Source organism: Methylophilus sp. DMC14, assembly GCF_056314085.1.
Map to the genome: position 1 here is coordinate 1 of NZ_JBQUZA010000007.1, position 21,005 is coordinate 21,005.

The 21,005-nt window shown below is 51.8% G+C and carries 22 protein-coding genes; 12 read left to right on the plus strand and 10 right to left on the minus strand.

Annotated features, from left to right (window positions below; genetic code table 11):
* Positions 1-110: 110 nt before the first annotated feature.
* The 3 genes from ACT53C_RS12620 to ACT53C_RS12630 all read right to left on the minus strand — a co-directional run bounded on the left by ACT53C_RS12620 (position 111) and on the right by ACT53C_RS12630 (position 1,144).
* Positions 111-350, minus strand: coding sequence for an Imm32 family immunity protein (locus ACT53C_RS12620; RefSeq protein ID WP_476146596.1), 240 nt, complete (start codon positions 348-350; stop codon positions 111-113).
* Positions 351-465: 115 nt separating this feature from the next.
* Positions 466-750, minus strand: coding sequence for a hypothetical protein (locus ACT53C_RS12625; protein WP_476146598.1), 285 nt, complete (start codon positions 748-750; stop codon positions 466-468).
* A 34-nt stretch (positions 751-784) separates the two neighbouring features.
* Positions 785-1,144 (minus strand): hypothetical protein, encoded by a 360-nt coding sequence (locus tag ACT53C_RS12630; RefSeq protein WP_476146600.1) that lies wholly within the window; start codon positions 1,142-1,144, stop codon positions 785-787.
* A gap of 136 nt (positions 1,145-1,280) precedes the next feature.
* Here ACT53C_RS12630 and ACT53C_RS12635 point away from each other — a divergent pair, with 136 nt between their 5' ends.
* Positions 1,281-2,264 carry an integron integrase gene (locus ACT53C_RS12635; protein WP_476146602.1) on the plus strand — a complete coding sequence of 328 codons (984 nt, stop codon included), beginning with the start codon at positions 1,281-1,283 and terminating at the stop codon, positions 2,262-2,264.
* Between the two features lie 57 nt (positions 2,265-2,321).
* Here the strand turns inward: ACT53C_RS12635 and trhO are convergent, their stop codons facing one another.
* From trhO to ACT53C_RS12660, 5 genes are all read right to left on the minus strand, one after another.
* Entirely contained in the window at positions 2,322-3,236 is a 915-nt protein-coding gene (gene trhO, locus ACT53C_RS12640; RefSeq protein WP_476146604.1) for an oxygen-dependent tRNA uridine(34) hydroxylase TrhO, read from the minus strand.
* Between the two features lie 105 nt (positions 3,237-3,341).
* Positions 3,342-4,013 carry a formylmethanofuran dehydrogenase subunit C gene (locus tag ACT53C_RS12645; protein WP_476146606.1) on the minus strand — a complete coding sequence of 224 codons (672 nt, stop codon included), beginning with the start codon at positions 4,011-4,013 and terminating at the stop codon, positions 3,342-3,344.
* The gene (gene fhcD, locus ACT53C_RS12650; protein WP_476146608.1) at positions 4,010-4,936 is read right to left on the minus strand and encodes a formylmethanofuran--tetrahydromethanopterin N-formyltransferase; all 927 of its coding nucleotides are present in this window, start codon (positions 4,934-4,936) and stop codon (positions 4,010-4,012) included. Before fhcD ends, ACT53C_RS12645 begins: the two co-directional genes overlap by 4 nt.
* A gap of 2 nt (positions 4,937-4,938) precedes the next feature.
* Positions 4,939-6,603 (minus strand): formylmethanofuran dehydrogenase subunit A, encoded by a 1,665-nt coding sequence (locus ACT53C_RS12655; protein ID WP_476146610.1) that lies wholly within the window; start codon positions 6,601-6,603, stop codon positions 4,939-4,941.
* Positions 6,600-7,808 (minus strand): formylmethanofuran dehydrogenase, encoded by a 1,209-nt coding sequence (locus ACT53C_RS12660; protein ID WP_379075968.1) that lies wholly within the window; start codon positions 7,806-7,808, stop codon positions 6,600-6,602. The genes ACT53C_RS12655 and ACT53C_RS12660 overlap by 4 nt, the downstream gene beginning before the upstream one ends.
* 236 nt (positions 7,809-8,044) lie before the next feature.
* On the opposite strand from ACT53C_RS12660, the gene ndk reads away from it, so the two are divergent.
* The 11 genes from ndk (at position 8,045) to der (ending at position 19,364) form a co-directional block, all read left to right on the plus strand.
* The gene (ndk, locus tag ACT53C_RS12665; protein ID WP_194748437.1) at positions 8,045-8,449 is read left to right on the plus strand and encodes a nucleoside-diphosphate kinase; all 405 of its coding nucleotides are present in this window, start codon (positions 8,045-8,047) and stop codon (positions 8,447-8,449) included.
* Between the two features lie 54 nt (positions 8,450-8,503).
* Entirely contained in the window at positions 8,504-9,622 is a 1,119-nt protein-coding gene (gene rlmN / locus ACT53C_RS12670; protein ID WP_194747785.1) for a dual-specificity RNA methyltransferase RlmN, read from the plus strand.
* 3 nt (positions 9,623-9,625) lie between these two features.
* The gene (gene pilW / locus ACT53C_RS12675; protein WP_275356379.1) at positions 9,626-10,426 is read left to right on the plus strand and encodes a type IV pilus biogenesis/stability protein PilW; all 801 of its coding nucleotides are present in this window, start codon (positions 9,626-9,628) and stop codon (positions 10,424-10,426) included.
* Complete coding sequence (locus tag ACT53C_RS12680; protein WP_379075963.1) at positions 10,427-11,701, plus strand: helix-turn-helix domain-containing protein; 1,275 nt, start codon at positions 10,427-10,429, stop codon at positions 11,699-11,701.
* Between the two features lie 2 nt (positions 11,702-11,703).
* Complete coding sequence (gene ispG / locus ACT53C_RS12685; protein WP_476146613.1) at positions 11,704-12,984, plus strand: flavodoxin-dependent (E)-4-hydroxy-3-methylbut-2-enyl-diphosphate synthase; 1,281 nt, start codon at positions 11,704-11,706, stop codon at positions 12,982-12,984.
* 27 nt (positions 12,985-13,011) lie between these two features.
* The gene (gene hisS, locus ACT53C_RS12690; protein ID WP_476146615.1) at positions 13,012-14,271 is read left to right on the plus strand and encodes a histidine--tRNA ligase; all 1,260 of its coding nucleotides are present in this window, start codon (positions 13,012-13,014) and stop codon (positions 14,269-14,271) included.
* A 123-nt stretch (positions 14,272-14,394) separates the two neighbouring features.
* A complete protein-coding gene (locus ACT53C_RS12695; RefSeq protein WP_476146617.1) occupies positions 14,395-15,219 on the plus strand; it encodes an ATP-binding cassette domain-containing protein in 825 nt (274 codons plus the stop codon).
* 7 nt (positions 15,220-15,226) lie between these two features.
* Entirely contained in the window at positions 15,227-16,036 is an 810-nt protein-coding gene (locus ACT53C_RS12700; protein ID WP_476146619.1) for an ATP-binding cassette domain-containing protein, read from the plus strand.
* A gap of 35 nt (positions 16,037-16,071) precedes the next feature.
* The gene (locus ACT53C_RS12705) at positions 16,072-16,710 is read left to right on the plus strand and encodes a YfgM family protein (RefSeq protein ID WP_194747799.1); all 639 of its coding nucleotides are present in this window, start codon (positions 16,072-16,074) and stop codon (positions 16,708-16,710) included.
* A 6-nt stretch (positions 16,711-16,716) separates the two neighbouring features.
* Positions 16,717-17,931 (plus strand): outer membrane protein assembly factor BamB, encoded by a 1,215-nt coding sequence (bamB, locus tag ACT53C_RS12710; protein WP_379075947.1) that lies wholly within the window; start codon positions 16,717-16,719, stop codon positions 17,929-17,931.
* Positions 17,931-19,364: a ribosome biogenesis GTPase Der gene (gene der / locus ACT53C_RS12715; RefSeq protein WP_379075944.1), complete on the plus strand. Its 1,434-nt coding sequence runs from the start codon at positions 17,931-17,933 to the stop codon at positions 19,362-19,364. Before bamB ends, der begins: the two co-directional genes overlap by 1 nt.
* A gap of 119 nt (positions 19,365-19,483) precedes the next feature.
* Here der and ACT53C_RS12720 read toward each other — a convergent pair whose 3' ends face one another.
* Together ACT53C_RS12720 and ACT53C_RS12725 are read right to left on the minus strand one after the other, a co-directional pair.
* The gene (locus ACT53C_RS12720) at positions 19,484-19,684 is read right to left on the minus strand and encodes a GNAT family N-acetyltransferase (RefSeq protein WP_476146623.1); all 201 of its coding nucleotides are present in this window, start codon (positions 19,682-19,684) and stop codon (positions 19,484-19,486) included.
* A gap of 329 nt (positions 19,685-20,013) precedes the next feature.
* Positions 20,014-20,994 carry a S49 family peptidase gene (locus ACT53C_RS12725; protein ID WP_194748439.1) on the minus strand — a complete coding sequence of 327 codons (981 nt, stop codon included), beginning with the start codon at positions 20,992-20,994 and terminating at the stop codon, positions 20,014-20,016.
* Positions 20,995-21,005: the final 11 nt, after the last annotated feature.

A 21,005-nucleotide genomic window follows, 5' to 3' on the forward strand; every position in this document is an offset into this window, starting at 1 on the left:
ATCCGTTTGATTGTTCTTGCCATTTCACATCTCCTAAAAAGTTAGGTCGATGTGTCTACTTTTCTAAGGCAAGTCCAGCGTCCCGCTTGAATGATGGGTTAGAGGGTGAACTAAACATCTGGGTTAAAGATAACGAAATGTGGTGAATTTTCAAACTCAGGCAATTTGTCTGATAAATGAACGTGCTCAAAGTTTTTACCCGATTTTTCCATTCCGTCAGCCGCAAACTCCATAAATTTTGCAATTTTTCTTAGTTCAGCTGGGTTTGCTACAAGAGTTATTTCAGCCAACTCTTGCGGTTCAATTTCTTCAATGCTGAGACCTTCATTTTTGTATCCGTAGAGCTTCAAGTTTTTATACCTCTAACGTTTGACATAAGGGGCTGGCGACATTGGTGGCTCAACCCTAGTTATTAAAAATTGGTTCATCGAACAATGCTTTCGCCAGTCCCGCTTGATGGATGCGTTAGGGCTTGTTTGCACGATGGAAAAAGAGATAAATTACCCATGGCAACAGAACTGGAAATAGTAAATTTGTAACCACACCAGCGATGGCATTGAATTGGATTAAACGATAGCCTTCGTAAGCAAATAGCCAACTAAGTACACCATATGTGACAAGGCCACCGAAAAACCAATAAACCCGCTTTTGTTTTGATAGATGAGCGGATGTAGCAATTAGAAAAAACGGAGCCAGAGACACCAAAAGAAATACGAGACCTAAAAGTAACGTGACATACGGATTGAGCATTTCTATTCCCTAACGTTTGAATTAAGGGGCGCCATTAGGCGTCCCGCTTGAATGATGGGTTAGCCAGCAATGGGTGAGAAAGCCATAAGATAGCCCGCTCAACCGATAATTGCTGGGTTAGCAGCGGATTTGCAAGTTCATGCAAAGCCTCATTAACCAATGATGGTTCAATTTTTATATCTTCTCGGCATTCAATTGCATTAGCCCAAGCCTCAACCTCTGATGCTGAAATGGTACCTTGTGTAAATAACTGCAATGCATTCTGTATTTGCGCAGCCTCTAAGCTCACCAACTCGATTTCCCTATCCCACTCAAATTGAGCCAAATCAGAGATTGCCTGCTCAATTGGCAGTTTGAATTGAATCAAATTTTCTAAGGCGGTTTTGCGGTTCATGGCTAACGTAAAGTAGACCCCAAAAACGAACCTAATTTTTTATTTGGTCGAGGGGCTATAAATTTAATAAAATGATTTATCATAATAAAATCAATGCTTAGTGTTTTTATATTACACCTTAAATAGGGATCCCGTTATGGAAAACACACCTGATGTAAAACCGCCGCCAAAGTTGTTCCCTTTAATCGTCGAGCGGTTACGCGTGAAGCATTACAGCAAACGCACTGAAGAAGCTTATATTCAGTGGATTAAACGCTATATTTTGCATCATGGCAAGCGGCACCCGCGCGAAATGGGTGTGGCTGAAGTGGAGAGTTTTTTAACCCACCTTGCGGTTGAACGAAATGTCTCCGCTAGTACGCAAAATCAAGCCAAAAGTGCCCTGCTCTTTTTGTATAAAGAGGTGCTCGAAATGGAGTTGCCTTGGCTGGATAATGTGACACAGGCTAAAGCTCCCAAACGCATGCCGGTGGTACTTAACAAACATGAGGTGCAAGCCTTGCTGAACCGTCTGGATGGGACGCTGTGGTTAATAGGCAGCTTGCTTTACGGTAGTGGCTTAAGGGTGATGGAGTGTTTGCGCTTGCGGGTAAAAGACATTGACTTTGTGAAACGCGAGATTTTGGTGCGTGAGGGTAAAGGGTTTAAAGACCGGGTGACGATGTTGCCTGGAGCCTTGGTAGAGCCACTAAAGCAACATTTAATCAAAGTGCAGGCCTTGCATGATGAAGATTTGGCGGCGGGATTTGGCGAGGTGTATATGCCAATGGCGTTGGATAAAAAATATCCTAATGGCGGCCGTGAGTGGGCTTGGCAATATGTGTTCCCTTCTATTAAGCGCTCTATAGACCCGCTAACAAACAAAATTAGGCGCCATCATGCAGATGAGAAAACCATTCAGCGCGCGGTTAAAAAAGCGGCCAAAGGCGGCAATATTACTAAACTAGCCACGCCTCACACATTACGTCACAGTTTTGCCACGCACCTGCTTGAGGGGGGTTACGATATTCGTACGGTGCAGGAGTTGTTGGGGCATAGTGATGTGTCTACGACCATGATTTACACACATGTGCTCAACAAGGGTGGGCGCGGCGTTTCGAGCCCGCTGGATGTGATGTAAAGCAAAAAGCCAATCTCTTGGATTGGCTTTTTGCTCTTAGTTACTTTTGATTCATGTTTAATTTCGTTCACCAATATGCTGCTTACCCCTCATCCTGGCTAATTTGACCTGTTTTTGCCGCTCACGCAGCGATTCTTTTTTCTCGGCTGACAATTTGTCAAAGCAATACGGGCAGGAAATCCCCGCTTCGTATTGTTCGCTTTGCATTTCCTCTTTGGTCAGTGGCATGCGGCAGGCATAGCATTGGTCATGATCGCCGACCTCCAGGCCATGCTTGACAGCGACACGCTGGTCAAACACAAAGCACTCACCTTCCCACAGGCTTTGCTCCTTGGGGACGGTTTCGAGATATTTGAGAATGCCGCCTTGTAAGTGATAGACCTCTTCAAAGCCTTGCTGCTTCATGAAAGAAGACGCTTTTTCGCAGCGGATGCCGCCGGTACAAAACATCGCCACTTTTTTGTGTTTGGTTTTATCCAGGTTCTCGGCCACGTATTTGGGAAACTCGCGGAAGGTGGTGGTTTTTGGGTCCACCGCGCCTTTAAAGGTGCCAATATGCACTTCGTAGTCATTGCGCGTGTCTAGCACAATCACGTCCGGGTCTGAAATAATGGCGTTCCAGTCTTCAGGCTTCACATAGGTGCCCACGACCAGATTGGGATCCACCTCTGGCACGCCCATGGTGACGATCTCTTTTTTGAGCTTGACCTTCATGCGGTAAAACGGATGACTATCGGCCCAGGATTCTTTGTGCTCGAGATCAGCCAGTCGCGGATCCTGGCGCAAGTAGGTGAGCACGGCGCGGATATCTTCCGGCTTGCCGGCAATGGTGCCATTAATGCCTTCATGCGCCAGCAGCAACGTGCCTTTAATCTGGTGTTGCTGGCAAGTCTCTAAAATCGGTTGTTGCAGGTCTTTGTAATTATCCAGCGTGACAAATTTATAGAGGGCAGCGGTGAGATATTGGCTCATAAGAAATCTGGCTTGATTGCAAAAGCGCGATTTTACCACTCTAACCCACTGATGCAAAAAGAAAAACGGGCCCGCGGCCCGTTTTCATACGCACACTGATTGGCTTTAAGGCTGAATCACCAGTATCTCAGCTTTACCGAGGCCACCCATATCCCCCATCCAGCGTTGTACGCGCTGACTGCTGATTAGCGCAAAGCGGCTATCCAGCAACTTAAAGGATTTATACAGAATATTGAGGAAAGGTAGCTTGTGAAAACCGCAGTCTATCCAAGTGGCTTGCGGCGCTGGCGATTGTGCCAATAATAAAGTCCCGCGTTTCATACCGTAACCCAGATATACACCTGTGCTGCCCAGTACACCCAGCGTCCCCGCCATCATGTCCGAGCCGCAATAGTCACCGGCATTGCCTTCAATCAACAGCATGCCACGACGCATCCGGTCACCGGCACGTGCGCCAGCGTTGCCTTTGCAAATCAGAATACCATTTTGCAGTTGCGCCCCTAAAAAGTCACCCGCATCCGCCTCAACTACCAGCTGGCCAGCCGTCATGCCGAAGCCGATGTATTGGTGCGAAGAAGTTGTGTTTTTAAAAGTCAGCTTAGTTACCTCTGTGGCTGTGTCCACACTCACCTCAAACGCGTCGGCAACAGACAAATTGGCGGCCAGTTTGATGGCGCCGATCTCAGTCTCAGTTTTGCCTTGCAAGGCCAGCGGCAATAAGGCACGGCAATCGACCTTGGGCGAGAGTGGCTTGGCGGTTAATACGATATGGCTCATGCGGTCACCTCCCCGCTTAAAATTGGACGCAGTTTAAAGTGATGCTGGCCCAGCTTGCCGCCGTAGTTACCGGCAGAAATACGCAAGATGCCATTGTCTTTACCCAGGCTACATGCCGCTTCAATCCCAGCTTTCATCGAAATAGCAATATCTTCAAAAGTCAGGCCATTGACCACAATTTCCATCACGCTTTCCACCCGTGGATCGAGCTCGCTCTTAACCACGCCTTTAAGGGTTGGGCAGAATGCGTCGTTGGTACTTGCAAACATTTTGGGGTACTTGCTGCCCACCTTGGAACCAGAGCGCACCACCCCGCCCGGGAAAGGCATAATCACATTGGGCAGTTTGCGCATGGCATCAATGGCGGCTTCACAGGCCGTCAGCACTTGTGCCTGACTGGCCCCCAAGACCAGGAAGTTACCGCCGCCAATGGCACGTACCATACCGGTGGTTTCTTCGGTTAAAAACTCGCCATCCATGACCGGAATACGCCAGTAGCGCTTGAGCTTGCCCGTGGCGTCCGGGATTTGCTTGGACACCTGATAACCATCGCCAAAGAAGCGCAAATGCTTGCCCAGGCTGATCATGTCTTCTGACTCAATCCCGGCAAACGCTGCTGCTGTCGGGCAGGTCAGGATGCATTGCCCCATGCGCGTTTCCAGCTGTTGCATCAGTACTTTGCTACCCATGGCAAACATCAGCACACTGACGCCTGGACGGCCATCGGGGGTTTCGTCTGCGGTCAGTTCACGCTCTATGCCCGCCTCTACGCCACAGCCAATCACGCTGGTGGCAAAGCCGGTCATGGCATTGGCTGCGTTGTAGGCCCAGCGCAAGTTTTGCGCGGTAATCAGGATACGCGTGCCGCGCATATTGAATGCTTCAGCAAAGGTATCGTCTATGTCTACGCCATTTAACTGCATATTCACCCCTGGCTATGGTTAATGACATGATTGCGGCCATCTTCGGCAATCTGATCATCTGAAATTTTAAAGTTTTGCATCTGCATGGTGTGGTAGCGGTCAAAGTATTGCTTGATGTCTTTTTCCACCTGGGTATCAAAAGCAGGTTTGGCCGTGTGCGTTGCGCCCCAGACGACTTTCACCACTTTGCCTTCTTTCACCACCAGTTCGCCGTCTTTAAACACCAGGTCGGGCTTGGCAAACATCGCCTCTTTATCTGCCTGGTCAGTGTAAACGGTGATATCTGCCGCTGCGCCTACACCTAAGTGACCACGGTCTTGCAAGCCAATCAATTTCGCTGGCGCTGAACGGGTCATGGTGGCGATTTCATACAGACTGTATTCGCGTTCCAATGATTTGAGGTTGCTCATGGCTTGCGCATCGAGGTTGAGCTTGTCAAACGCGTCGTTACGGAAGGTTTTATCCATGAGCAACCGGATCAAGTGCGGATAGCTGGTAAACGGCGCGCCGTTCGGGTGGTCTGTGGTCAGGAAGATACGCCATGGATCATCTACGCTGAGGAAGACTTCGAGGCCAATCGCCCATTGCAAGGCATTCACATAATTCTGGTCACGGTATTTAAACGGCACTACGCCACAACCGGCATCGCATTCAATGTCCATAATCACCGATTTTTTCGGGTTAGCGACTTTGGCATTTAAATGCTGCATCATATTGTCGCCAGACGCGGTGACGGTCTGGCCGAACAGAATCTGCCCAACATCGGCAGTGATATGTTTATTCTTGTTGATCGCTTCGGCAATATTGGCAGCGGCGGAAGAAAACTTCTTGTCACCCTCGGTGCCATAGCTGTGAAACTGGATATGGGTCAAATGCATGGGGATGCCATCGCTGGCACCCATGGTATCCAGCGTGGTCTGGAAGTTACCCGCCACACCCAGGTTATTACAGTGCACATGCAAAGGTTTGGCAATACCTATCTCATTTACGGCACGGCTTAAGGCCTGCAAAATGCGGCGCGGCGTGATGTTGTAATAACTGTGCAGTTGATCCAGATCCTGGCGGCGCTCATTGAATTTAAACGCGGAAATGCCGCCCGGATTGACCACTTTGATGCCTATGGTTTGCGTCGCATGCAGAGTCCACGCCACATAGTCATTAATGGTTTTCTGGTCAGCATTCTGGCTCAGCAAACGCAGCAGGTAATCATCGTTACCCAGCATGGCGTAGCCGCCTTTATCAATCATCGGCGTGTCACCCATTTCCATATGCGCCTGACGCGCATTGACGGCGAGCACGGCCGGCTCAAAGGCAGCGGTATAGCCCATCTCGATATAGCGCATGCCGGTATCGGTGGTATTCGGTGTCGCATGGTGGCTGCAGTTGGCGCCGCAGATGTGAGCTTCAGGCTCCTCCAGCTTGCGCATGGCTTGGTATTCAGGCAACAGCATGCGCGCAATATTGACCTTGCCGCCACCGATATGGCTATGCATATCAATCGCCCCGGCCATCACGATCTTGCCATTCAGGTCGAACACCTGCGCAATTTTTTCACTGTCGGCCGGTTTGGCAATAATGCGGCCATCGCGGATATAAATATCCTGCACCACACCATCCTTGCCGTGCGCGGGGTCAATCACTTTAGCGTTCTTGAGTACGGTAATCATGCCGCCACTCCTTTAAGTTCTGTTTCTATCATGGCGATCACTTGTGACAAGGTGGGCAGGTCAGAAGGCTTGGCTGCGCTGAGCGGCAAGGTAACCGAGCCATCGACACGGAATTGCTGGCCATTGCAGTCCAGCCCTGGCGTCGCAACGGGGATAAACACTGCTGGCGTCTCTTCAAATTGGCTGTCAGCAGCACCGAGCACAATCACGGGTTTAGTGCCTGCAGGCGGCATCGCATCCGGGCTGTAACTATTCACCCATACCACCGCGTCATGGCTTTCCCAGTCTGGCGTATCAATAATCACGCCATTGAGCCAGGTATGTGCGTAGTTGACGCTGGTATCGCCATCACTGCCGCCAAGCGACAAACCCATGGCGCGGCTCTTCTGGTTCAAGGCGACCACGGTTTCAGTGATATTTTCAATGGTTAATTCGGCATGCGCATAGTGCAGGTCTTTGGACACCCACACCAAGGTGGCGTACTTGGCTGCCTTCAGGGTCTCAGCCACGGTTCTCAAACGGCTCACATCGACGCCGGCCACCTTGTCCACCGTCACAGGCTTGTCCATGACCAACGCACGCAGCGTGGCAACCACTTCCGGCAATTGTTCGCTTGCACAAGGGATCACTTCAGGCGCGCGTCCATCGGGAGAGACGCCAGGCTTGGTATTCAGCTCATCGCCGCCCAGGTAGATGATCTTGCGGGCAGCAGACTCGGTAAACATGGCCTCAGGCACCCACACCACGCGCTCGAAAAAACGGGTATTGTGGCTCACCACATCAGTGCCTATCATCAGGATCACATCTGCGCGGTTGCGTACTTCGGTCAAGGTGGTGGTCTGCCAGCCGCGATGCTGTAATACCTGCATGTTGCGCAGCGTGCTGCTGGCATTGAGATGCGTCATCGACGCATGCGTGTGATGCGAAAGGCTGACCAGAGCACGCGCACCGTGGACATCGGTACTGCTGCCGGCGATCAATGGCGTTTTGGCTTGCTTGAGCAGTTCGACGGCGGTATGTACGGCCTGGGTCAGCGACACGGGTTGCCCCGCCACCCGAGGTTGCGCACCATTACTCGTTCGAGCATAGAACTTTGCGGCTTTGCCACACGAAAACTGCTGTTTGGCAATGGCCTCCCCCGAAATGTCGTCACATAGCAAGCCACAAGCCGGGCATGCATGCATACTGTTTTGTTGATTTGTCATGGCTTTATAGTCTCTCGTTTTGATCTTTATGTATTCAATCCTGAATATCCACCTGACCGTGGGAAACCATCACATCATAAAACATCTGCTGACAATAGATAAAAAAAATAAAGCAATGAATGCCTGCTATTTAACGCAATAAAAGCCTGTCATCCGTATCTAAGGTTTATCAATCACAGTAAAAATAGTAGAATAGTCGTTTGTTTTTCTTGTTCATTACTTTATTTGGAGTTCTCATGGCTTTAGAGCGTACACTCAGCATCATCAAACCAGACGCCGTTGCAAAAAACGTGATTGGTCAAATCTACACCCGTTTTGAAAACGCCGGTTTGAAAATTGTTGCAGCTAAAATGACCCACCTGACTCAAGCTGAAGCTGAAGGCTTCTACGCTGTGCACAAAGAGCGTCCTTTCTTCAACGACCTGGTTAAATTCATGATCTCTGGTCCAGTGATGATCCAGGCTTTGGAAGGCGAAAACGCGGTTTTGAAAAACCGTGAACTGATGGGTGCAACTAACCCTAAAGACGCAGCCCCTGGCACCATTCGTGCTGACTTCGCTGAAAGCATTGATGCTAACGCCGTGCACGGTTCCGACTCTTTGGAAAATGCGGCCATCGAAATCAAATACTTCTTCGGTTAATCTCACACTTCGTCACTTAAAGACGATCACATTGATACCGAACTAGGAATACACTTGGTTAACTTACTGAATTTTAACCAATCGCAACTCGCCGAGTACTTCACCAGTCTCGGCGAGAAGCCTTTCCGCGCCAAACAATTGATGCGCTGGATGCATCATTTCGGGGTGCTTGACCTCGACCAGATGACCGATATTGCCAAAACTCTGCGCGAAAAACTGCGTCAGGAAACCGAATTTGCGCTGCCAGACGTGCAGTTGGAACAAGTGTCAGATGATGGCACCCGCAAATGGCTGATCGGCACTAATAACTTAAGAGACGGCACGTCTAACAGTGTGGAAACCGTCTTTATCCCTGAAGATGACCGCGGTACGCTGTGTATCTCCAGCCAGGTAGGCTGTGCACTCGAATGCACATTCTGCAGCACCGGTCGCCAGGGCTTCAACCGCAATCTTAACGTCTCCGAAATTATCGGCCAACTATGGATTGCCAATCACGCCCTGCGCCAGGCGCCTGGCTATGACTTGCTGCCACCCGGTGAGCGCATTATCTCCAACGTGGTGATGATGGGCATGGGTGAGCCACTGGCCAACTATGACAACGTCGTCACGGCCATGCAAATCATGCTGGATGACAGCGCTTATGGCTTAAGTCGCCGCCGCGTCACCTTGTCGACCAGCGGCATGGTGCCAGCGATGGACAGACTCAAGGAAGATTGCCCCGTCGCCTTGGCGGTGTCGTTGCATGCGCCGAATGATGCGCTACGTGATGAGATCGTCCCAATTAATAAAAAATATCCAATTAAAGATTTGATGGCCGCTTGCGAGCGCTACCTAGTCAAAGCACCACGTGATTTCGTGACGTTTGAATATGTCATGCTGGACGGCGTCAATGACACCCTGGAACACGCCAAGCAACTGATGAATATCGTGCGCGATGTTCCGTGCAAATTTAACCTGATCCCATTCAACCCGTTCCCTAACAGTGGTTACGGAACGTCCAAGCCCATGCAGGTGCGTGCGTTTCGTGATATGTTAATGCAGGCAGGCTTTGTGGTCACCGTGCGTAAAACCCGCGGAGACGACATTGATGCGGCCTGCGGACAACTGGCAGGCAAAGTGCTCGATAAAACCCGCCGCACCGAGAAAACCATAGCGATACACCCGGAACAGTAAGTGATGACAGCCCCCTTGTATAAGCCTTTCGTGGTCATCTCTGCAGTGACCTTGTTACTGTGGCTGTCAGGGTGTGCGCAAAACCCTTCTTCCAACGCTCAAGCTCAACCTTATGACCAGCAGCCTATCGGACGCGAAAGCGGCGATATGGAATCTGCCCGCGTGCATACTGAACTTGGCGCGGAATATTTCCGTCTCAAACGCTACGATGTGGCGCTTGAAGAGTTTAATACCGCGCTTGAACGCAGCGCGACCTATGCCCTGGCCTACAACGGTTTAGGCCTGGTCTATGCGGCCCTCGGTGAAAAAGCACGGGCAGAAGCCGCATTCAAGCGGGCGATTCAACTGCAACCAGCTAACTCGGAGTCACACAACAACTATGGCCGTTTTTTGTGCGACCAAGGCCAATACGATGCCTCACAAAAAGAATTTTTGCTGGCGGTGAAGAATCCGTTGTATAAAACACCGCAAATTGCGCTGTATAACGCCGGCGTCTGTGCCTTGCGTGCCCAGCAAAAAACACAGGCTGAGCAGTACTTTTATCAGGCACTGCAAGTGGACCCATTGGCCCACGCCAGTGCTTATCAATTGGCCAACCTGCAATTTGCACGCGGCGAGGCACAACTGGCACTCAACACCGTGCAAAATAGTGTGAATGTTGCCCCGACACCAGAGTCCCTCTTTTTGGCAGTCCGAATTTGCCGGTCCTTACAATTGGCCGATGATGCAAATTATTACAGTGTGCAACTGCACAAACTGTTCCCGAATGCCAATGAAACCAAACAATTGCTGAAAACGGAGTAAATGCACGTGACGTCAGAAGATACCACCAACGTCAATCCTGCACCGGCAGAAAAACCCAGACGTGGCCGTCGGCCCAAGAATGCTGCCACCACGCAGACGGCAGCCAGCCAGGCGCCCACAACAGAGACTGCGGTGAGCCTGGAGCAAACGCCTGCAGCAGTTTCGGTTGCGCAAGCAGCGGCCGCAGAAGCTTCGCTAATGGATACCACACCTGACGATACTAGCAATCTCAATCCAGCACCTACTGATGCGCCTGAAGAGTACGGTGCCGCCATGGGCTTGGAAAGCATCCCGCAGCAAGCAGTGAACACGTCCATCGCTTATGGTTCTGGCTGCGGCAATGTCCTCAAAGCGGCACGAGAGGCACAGGGCTTGAGTATCCACGAAGTGTCTGGCCAATTGCGCCTGGGCGTCAAGCAAATCCAGGCCATTGAGCAGGATGACTTTGATAAGTTGCCACAACCAAGCATTGTGCGCGGCTTTATCCGTAACTACGCACGCTTGCTCAATATTGATGTGGCGCCCATCATCGAGGCCTATCAACGCATCGTGCCTAACAAGACCCCGCTGCCCTTGAGTGTCCGCTCGAATGCCAGCCGTTCGGTGATTGATAAACCGGTGCGCGTCTTGCGTCCGCAACGCTTGCTCACCTTGCTGATCTTTTTGATATTAGCCGCGATTGCCGCCTATTTTTATATCAACCATATCAAGCCGCACACACTCAAAGATGCTTCACTGGCGCTGGATGTGGAAGAAATCAGTGAAACAACGGGTCAGCAAATCGAAATTCCAGTGCCTCCGGCAACTGCGACCGCCCCCGAAGCAAGCAACAGTGCGCCCGTAGAATCCGGCAATACTGCGAGTACAGCCTCGGTAGAGGCGCCCGCCGAAGCCAATCTAGCCATGCAACCGGCCGCAGGCATGCCGCCAGCGAGCCCGGCTGATACGGTTGCCAGCACGCCTACCATCGTTAGCACACCGACACCGGCGGCTGGTCAGTCGCTTGAAACGACCATGCTCAAAGCCGTGGATCCGCAGAAGGCAAACTTGAGCTTTAAAGTGACTGAAGACTCCTGGGTGCGCATTGAAGATATGCAAGGCAAAAAATTATTTAGTGAGGTACTCCCGGCCGGTTCAGAACGTCAGGTAGTGACAGACAAACCGGTCAATATCACGGTCGGGCATGCCGCCGGTACTCAGCTCACAATTGATAACCAGCCTTACGATTTAACCCAAGCCACACGTGGTCGTGTTGCGCGTATTCAATTGAAATAATCATGATATCCCGTAGACATACCCGTCAGGTCATGGTCGGACACGTTGCGGTCGGCGGTGGCTTATATGGTACACAGGTGTCGCCTGTGGTCGTGCAAAGCATGACCAATACCGATACCGCCGATGCGGCTGCCACCATCGCGCAGGTCTATGCCTTATGGCAGGCCGGCTCTGAAGTGGTCAGGATCACGGTCAACAGCGCCGAAGCTGCCGCGCAAGTTGCTACCATCCGCAAAGGCCTGGATGCCATGGGATGCTCTGTGCCACTGGTGGGCGACTTTCACTTTAACGGCCACAAGCTGTTGCAAGCTTACCCCGATTGCGCCGAAGCACTGGCCAAGTATCGGATCAACCCCGGTAATGTCGGCAAAGGCAGCAAGCGTGACGAACAGTTTGCGGCGATGATAGAAGCCGCCATCCAGTACAAAAAACCCGTCCGCATCGGCGTGAACTGGGGCAGCCTGGATCAAGCCAAAATGGCACAAATGATGGATGAGAATGGCAAGTCTGCCAACCCGCTCTCGGCCGATGCCTTGATGCGCGAAGCACTGATTCAATCCGCGCTCGAAAGTGCCCAGCAAGCCGTCGATTTAGGCTTAAACCCCGATCAAATCATCATTTCTTGCAAAGTCAGCAACGTGCAGGATCTGGTACTGGTCTATCAGGCGCTGGCGCAACGCTGTGATTATCCCCTGCATTTGGGACTGACTGAAGCGGGCATGGGCTCCAAAGGCATTGTTGCCTCCACTGCCGCACTGGCGATTCTTTTACAGCAAGGCATAGGCGACACCATCCGCGTCTCACTAACCCCCGAGCCGAATGAGTCCCGCACCAAAGAAGTGGTGGTCGCCCAAGAAATCCTGCAAACCATGGGTATCCGCTCATTTACGCCCTTGGTGACCGCCTGCCCAGGCTGCGGCCGGACCACCAGCACCTATTTTCAGGAGCTGGCGATGCAAATCCAGAGCTGGTTACGTAATCAGATGCCAATCTGGCGTAGCCAATACCCCGGCGTGGAAACCCTCAATGTGGCAGTCATGGGCTGCGTGGTCAATGGCCCTGGCGAATCCAAATTAGCCAATATCGGCATTAGCCTGCCGGGCACAGGCGAAACGCCGGTGGCGCCGGTGTTTGTTGATGGTGAAAAAACCGTCACCCTTAAAGGCGACCATATTGCTGAAGAGTTTCAACAGATCGTGGATGAGTATGTGCGCACGCATTATGCCGAAGGTGGCAAATTGCGCACAAATAAAGCGCCCGTGATCCCGATTGTGGCCGTATAAGCCATCCACCTCCCCCATTCGTACAAGATGAGTCAAACATTTCAATCCATTAAAGGTTTTTACGACATTCTGCCAGAAGCCACGCCCTTGTGGTTCAAGCTTGAAGATACGGCACGCCGGATCTTGAGCCAGTATGGTTACAACAATATTCGCATGCCACTGGTCGAGCCAACCGAGTTGTTTGTGCGCAGCGTAGGCGAGCATACAGATATTGTGGAAAAGGAAATGTACGCCTGGGAAGACAAGCTCAATGGCGACAAACTGACGTTGCGCCCGGAAGGCACGGCCGGTTGCGTACGTGCCGTGGTGGAACACAATCTCACTTACAATGGCCCGCAACGCCTGTGGTATATGGGACCCATGTTCCGTCATGAAAACGTACAAAAAGGCCGTCAGCGCCAGTTTCACCAAATCGGCGTAGAAGCCTTTGGCTTTGAAGGGCCCGATGTGGATGCCGAGCAAATCGTATTGCTGGCCAGACTGTGGCAAGCGCTGGGCATTGCCGACGTTGAATTACAGTTAAATAGCATTGGTGATGCCGAGGAGCGCGCGCAATATCGCCAAACCTTGATTGCCTATTTTGAGCAACACATGGACTTGCTGGATGAAGACGCAAAACGTCGTCTGCATAGCAATCCCCTGCGCATTCTGGATACGAAAAACCCACGCATGCAGGCCATGTGTGAGGCGGCCCCCAAGCTGATGGATTGCCTGGGTGAAACATCCAAGCAGCATTTTGCCCAATTGTGCACCCTGCTTGATCAGGCTGGCATTGCTTATACCATTAACCACAGACTGGTGCGTGGTCTGGACTATTACAACCGCACGGTCTTTGAATGGGTGACCACCAAACTTGGCGCGCAAGGCACCATTGCCGGCGGCGGACGCTACGACACGCTGGTAGAACGTATTGGTGGGAGTGCGACTCCGGCTTGTGGCTTTGGCATCGGTCTGGAGCGTGTATTCCTGTTGATGCAGGAATATGGCGTCACCGCCCAGAACCAACCCGATATTTATCTGGTCAATGTGGGCGAGTTGGCGACACAAAAAGCCTTTACGCTGGCCGAAAGACTGCGTAGCATGGGACTCAAGGTGGTCTTGCACGCCGGTGGCGGTAGCTTTAAATCACAAATGAAAAAGGCTGACCGCAGCGGTGCACGCTTTGCCGGCATTTTTGGGGATGATGAAGCAGCCGTTGACGAACTCACCTTAAAACCCATGCTGGGTCAAGGCGAACAAGCACGTGTCAGCTTTGATCAAGTCGCCTCCATCGTTAATGCGGGCTGATTGGCGGCAGTGTTCTGTTTGAATGATGACTGGTCTGAATAGCAAGGCTGGTAAATATCAACAACGGTCGCTGGCATGGCGATAAATCCGTAATTTTGTGAATCTGGTGATTGATCTATCAACATGAGCGAAATCTTAAATATCCAGGACCTCAATATTTACCCGGCCAATGCGCCAGGGCGCTACTTGGTCAAACAGGCCTCGCTCAGCCTCGCCCGTGGCAAGACCACTTGCATCGTGGGTGAGTCTGGTAGCGGCAAAAGCCTCACTGCGCTCAGCATCATGAAGCTACTTTCCCCGCAATTGCGCATGCAAGGCCGCGTGGTGTTTCAAGGCCAGGATCTCAGTCAATTAAGCGAGCGAGAAATGCAAGCCATCCGTGGTCGACAAATCGGCATGATTTTTCAGGAGCCCATGACCTCGTTAAACCCGGTACTCACCATCGGCTTTCAAATCGGTGAGCCACTGCAAACGCATTTAGCGCTTAAAGGTGCCGCACTTAAACAAAAAGTCGCTGAATTACTAACGCAAGTGGGCATTGATCCCACGCGCGCCAACAGTTATCCCGACGAACTTTCAGGCGGGCAACGTCAGCGTGTCATGATAGCCATGAGCATTGCCTGTCAACCTGCCCTGCTGATTGCCGATGAGCCGACAACTGCGCTAGATGTCACCGTGCAAGCACAGGTGCTGCGCTTGCTCGATGAACTCAAGCAACGGCTGAATATGGCGATGTTGTTTATTACCCATGACTTCGGTGTGGTCGCGGATATTGCCGACGATGTCATCGTCATGTTCAGAGGTGAAATCGTAGAAGCTGGCCCGGTCAACCAGGTATTGGATGCGCCACAGCATCCATATACCCGTGCCTTGCTCGCTTGCGTGCCTGATGCTGAGGGCAAAAAAGTGTTGCAGCCCATGCGCTATGACTGGCTGACGCCTGCGTGAGGTCGATATGACGGATTTCCTGTTACAAGCCCATCATCTAAGCAAAAGTTATCGCCAGCGGACGGGCACGCTCGGGCTGAATACCCAGACCATACATGCCCTCGACGATGTCAGCCTGCAACTCAAACGCGGCAGTACGCTGGCTGTGGTCGGCGAATCTGGCAGCGGAAAATCCACACTGGCTCGCGGCATTTTGCGCCTGTTGCCGCTAGACCAAGGCCAGGTGCTGTTCGATGGTCAAGACTTTCTCGCGCTAGACCAAAGTAGCCTGCGGCATGCACGCCGCCATATGCAAATGGTGTTTCAAGACCCATTTGCTTCACTCAACCCTAGAATGCGTGTGGGTGAAATCATTGCCGAGGGCCTGGTGATCCATGGCATCGGCGATAAAAAACAACAACAAAACAGCGTCTTTGAGATGCTGGAAAAAGTCGGGCTAAAAGCTGAAGATGCCAGCAAATATCCGCACCAGTTTTCAGGCGGCCAACGCCAGCGTATCGGCATCGCGCGTGCCCTGATTCTGCAGCCCAAGCTGGTCATCTGCGATGAGCCGGTGTCGGCGCTAGATGTATCAGTGCAGGCGCAAATCCTCCTATTACTCAAGCAACTGCAACAAGAAATGGGGCTCAGTTACCTGTTTATCACGCATGATTTACGCGTGGTCAGACATATTGCCGATGATGTTCTGGTCATGCAAAAAGGCAAAGTAATTGAGCAAGGAAGCGTAGAAACCATTTATAATGCTCCCCAACAAAAATATACCCAACAGCTGCTCAGCGCAATTCCTGGTCAAGGCCTGCGCGGGGCTGCCGCATAATTAAGATCCTAATACAAGAATACGCAGGAAATTCAATGGCATACGATTTGGAAGAACAGGAACAACTAGACGAGTTTAAAGCCTGGTGGAACAAAAACGGTAAACTGGTCACCCGCCTGGTGATTGCAGCGGTCGTCGTCTATGGCGGCTGGCAAGGATACCAGTCTTACATGAATAGCAAGGCCACTGCCGCCTCTACCGCCTATCAGACCTTGATCAGCAGCTCATTGCTGGATGTTGATAGCAAAAAAGCCGAGCAAATTAGCAAAGAAGCCCAAGCCATTGAGCAAGACTACAGCATGACCCCTTATGCAGGCCGTGCCGCCCTGTTTGCAGCGCGCGCATTGCATGAAGCCAAGCAGTCCGAAGCCGCTGAAAAGCAATTGCGCTGGGCGATGGCTGAAGCAAAAGAACCCGCCATTAAACAGATGGCCGCCATTGAAATTGCCGGCTTGCAAATTGAGCGCAATGCACTGGACGATGCCAAGAAAACCTTGGAAGGCATCAATGACCCAGGCTTTGATGGCATTAAAAACAGTTTGCTTGGCGATATCCTGATGGCGAAAAAACAGGAAAAAGAAGCGAAACAAGCCTATACCAAAGCATTGCAAGCGCTTGATCCTGAAGGAAAATTGTTTTACCTGACCCAGCAAAAGCTGGATGCTTTAGGATAATTGCTGATGAAGTTGAATGTTGCCGCCATGCCTGTCCCGTCTCACCGTCTCAAACAATGGACACTGGTTGCCCTGTGTTTCATCGGGAGCAGTTTGACTGCGTGTACGGCATTCAACGATGTTAAAACCAATTTAAGTGAAAGTATTTTTGGCGCCGAGCCTGCCAACCCGCCTGTAGAGCTTGAGGAAATCAAATCCTCTTACGAGACACGCGTACAGTGGTCCACCGATGTGGGCGAGGCAGGCCGTTTCAGCTACGTGCCCGTCCTGGCTGACAACATGGTATATGCCGTCAATGCTGAAGGCAGCGTGATGCAGCTTTCTGCAGAAAATGGCAAAACGCTGTGGCAAACAGAATTAGGCGAGCCCATCAGCAGTGGCGCAGGACTGGGCGGTGGCCTGGTATTGGTCGGGACCAGCAAAGGCCACGTCTATGCACTCAACTTGAATGGCAGAAAGCTCTGGAGCGCCGTGCTCTCCAGTGAAATACAAGGCTCCCCGCGCTATTATGATGGTACGGTGATTGTGCGTACCACCGATCACCACATTTACGGCATTGATGCGGCGGATGGCCGACGCAAATGGTCTTATGAACGTGCCACTCCTTCCCTCTCGCTCAAAACGCATGCCGGCATCGTCGTGGATGGCGGCGCCATTTATGCAGGCTTCCCTGGCGGGAAACTGGTGGCGATTCGTGCCGACAATGGCAAACTGATTTGGGAAGCAACGGTTGCCCAACCCAAAGGCGTGACCGAAATCGAACGGATTGCCGACATCACCAGCCTGCCGTTTGTCGATGGCCCGCTGGTGTATGTGGTAGCTTATCAGGGCAAAGTCGCCGCGGTTGACCGTCAGCGTGGACAAGTGGTGTGGAGCCGCGATATTTCAAGCTATGTCGGCCTGACCGCAGAGAATAACAAAGTGTACCTGAGCCACACCATCGGCTCAGTCTACTCACTGGATGCCAGCAATGGCAAAACCTTTTGGCGCCAGGGCAACCTGGGCTACCGTAACCTGACCGTGCCTCTGCCACTCAGCAATATTGTGGCTGTTGGTGACCTGGAAGGCTATGTCCATTTACTGAGCCAGGATGACGGCAGCTTTGTCGGCCGTCTGCAATTAGGTTCCAAACCCCTTATGGCATTGATCGCAGGCACCAATGCCAACCAGTTTCTTGCACAATCGCGTGACGGTCACCTTTACGCAGTGACATATAAATAATGCTACCTACCATCGTGCTTGTTGGCCGACCCAATGTCGGCAAATCTACTTTATTCAATCGTTTGACCAAATCGCGAGATGCGCTGGTCGCCGATTTGCCTGGTCTCACGCGTGACCGGCACTACGGCCGAGGCCTGGGCGCCAGCCAGCCCTATCTGGTCATTGATACCGGCGGCTTTGAGCCCACCGCAGATACGGGTATCTTGAAAGAAATGGCCAAGCAAACCTTGCTTGCCATTGATGAAGCCGATGTCATTATTTTCCTGGTCGACGCCCGTGCAGGCCTGACACCGCAAGAATTTACCATTGCGCAAACCTTGCGCAAGGCCCAGCGGCCGGTGCTGCTGGCAGTGAACAAAACCGAAGGCATGCGCAAAGCCATCGTCAGCGCTGACTTTCATGAACTGGGCATGGGTGAACCCCTGTCCATCTCTTCCGCGCATGGCGAAGGGGTCAGAGACTTGATTGAACTGGCGCTGGAAACCATCGCCGATAAGGAAATCGAAGCTTCCGAGCCTGTGAATCCGGACAATCCCCGCATTGCAATTGTTGGCCGCCCTAACGTAGGCAAATCGACACTGGTGAATGCGCTGCTGGGAGAAGACCGCGTGATTGCCTTTGACCAGCCAGGCACGACTCGCGACTCGATTGAAATCGCGCTCGAAAAGAACGGCAAGCACTATACGATTATTGACACTGCGGGCGTACGCAAGCGCGGCAAGGTCTTTGAAGCGGTTGAAAAATTCTCCGTGATCAAAACCATGCAAGCGATTGAAGACGCCAACGTGGCTATTTTGGTGGTGGATGCCCAAGAGGGCATTACCGAGCAGGATGCACACGTTGCGGCCTATATTGTCGATGCCGGACGTGCTCTGGTCGTCGCCATTAACAAATGGGATGGCTTGCAGGATGATGAGCGAGAATGGATCAAACGCGAAATCGACCGTAAACTGCAATTCCTCGACTTTGCCAAATTCCACTATATCTCGGCGCTGCGTAAAAAAGGCCTGAATGAGTTACTGGACTCAGTTGATGTTGCCTTTAAGGCGGCCATGGCCAAGTTAGCCACGCCACAACTGACGCGTGTGCTTGGCGAGGCCACCACCCAGCATCAACCACCCATCAGCCGTGGTATTCGCCCCAAACTGCGCTATGCACACCAGGGCGGCAGCAACCCACCGATTGTGGTGGTACACGGCAACCACATTGATGGCGTCAAAGCGAGCTATACGCGTTTTCTCGAAGGGGTGTTCCGTAAAGCCTTTCAATTGGTAGGCACGCCGCTACGCGTGCAATACCATCAGGGTGAAAACCCGTTTGATAGAGAAGACGAGCGCAAAAAAGGCGAAGGCCTGGTCACCATGCGTAGACGTAAAAATGAAATGCGCGCCAAGCTGAAAGCGCGCAACGAGCAAAATAAAACCAAAAAATAATTGCTTGGGCGCTCAGGATGGGCTTTTACTTTATTCCATCCTGCGCGGTCAAGCTTACACGCACAGGCAGCACGCCTCTTGAGTGCTCAACTTGAAATCAGACTTATTTCAAGCTGATTTCATAGGTTTGCCAGCCTTGTATGCCTTGCCAGCTTATCATCGCAGGCACATGCCAGCTGGTTATCCTCAGCAGCCACCCAACGGATCACCGACCATCCCTGCAGTTGTCCAATCTGCACCAGTGCCTTGATCAAAGCGGTGCCAACACCCTGCTCTCTGACCGCGGATGCTACAAACAAATCATCGAGATAACCGCCCATGCTCGCCGCCACAGGTCTGATACCAAAGGTCTGACAAAAGCACGATAACGTGCAAATCCAATCAGGCGCCCCTGCGCATCCACTGCCACCAAAGCAAACATGGCGGGAGACGGCTGGTGTAAGCACTGCCAGACCTGTTCCCGCTTGGCGACAGACTGATTCACAGCATAAAACCTGGCTTAGTCAGCATACAAGGCTGACCACTCGGCATGATCTTCACCAGCGATTGGACGAATATGGAAACGGGATGGTTGTGTCATGGGAGTTCTTCAGTCATACGGCAAACAAAAAAAGGGACCTTGCGGTCCCTTTGCATCCCTTTCAAAGGTTTATCGCAAGGTGGGCAACAGATTTTTTGCGCTCACGCCCAGCTCTTGTGCCATGCTGGCCCCCAACTTCTTGGCAAAGCGATCCACAACCGTCTCCTGGTAGGTGAAATCAACGATTTCAGCCTGCTTGATCACTTCACGGGCGACGTATTCTGCGCTGCCTTGCGCATCCGCCAGACCCAGCTTGATACTTTCTTCGCCGTTCCAGAACAGGCCACTAAAGGTGTCTGCATCTTCCTTGAGGCGGCTACCGCGGCCTTCACGCACCACGGTGATAAATTGCTGGTGGATTTGATTGAGCATGCTTTGCGCAAACGCCTGCTGCTTTGGATTGACCGGTGAGAATGGATCCAGCATGCCTTTGTTTTCGCCGGCAGTCATCAAACGGCGCTCTACCCCCACTTTTTTCATGGCTTCAGTAAAGCCGTAGCCATCCATCAGCACGCCGATAGAGCCAACGATACTGGCTTTATCGACAAATATTTTGTCCGCTGCGACAGCAATGTAATAGCCTCCCGAAGCGCAGATATCTTCAACCACGGCATAGACAGGAATTTCCGGGTGCAATTTGCGCTGACGGTGGATTTCATCATTGATGATGCCTGCTTGTACCGGACTGCCACCTGGACTGTTGATACGCAAGATAATACCCTTGGTGCCCTTGTTGTCGTAAGCATCATTGAGGCTGCTGATCACCGCATCGGCATTGACTTGGCCACCGGCCTCAATCACGCCGGAAATGTCGATCAGCGCAGTGTGGGCAATAGAGGTGCTTTTGCTTTGCCCAACCCAGCCCAACAACATCATGAGCAGGAAGAACAGATAGATAAACGTCAGCGACTTGAACAACACAGACCAGCGTCTGGCTGTTTTTTGCTCCTGCAATCCGGCCAGTGCAATTTTTTCTACCGTGCGCAAAGCCCAATCCTGCGAGGCAGGGCTGGGTTGTGTGTCTGAGGATGGCGTATGGTTTTCTTGCATCATTCAACTTT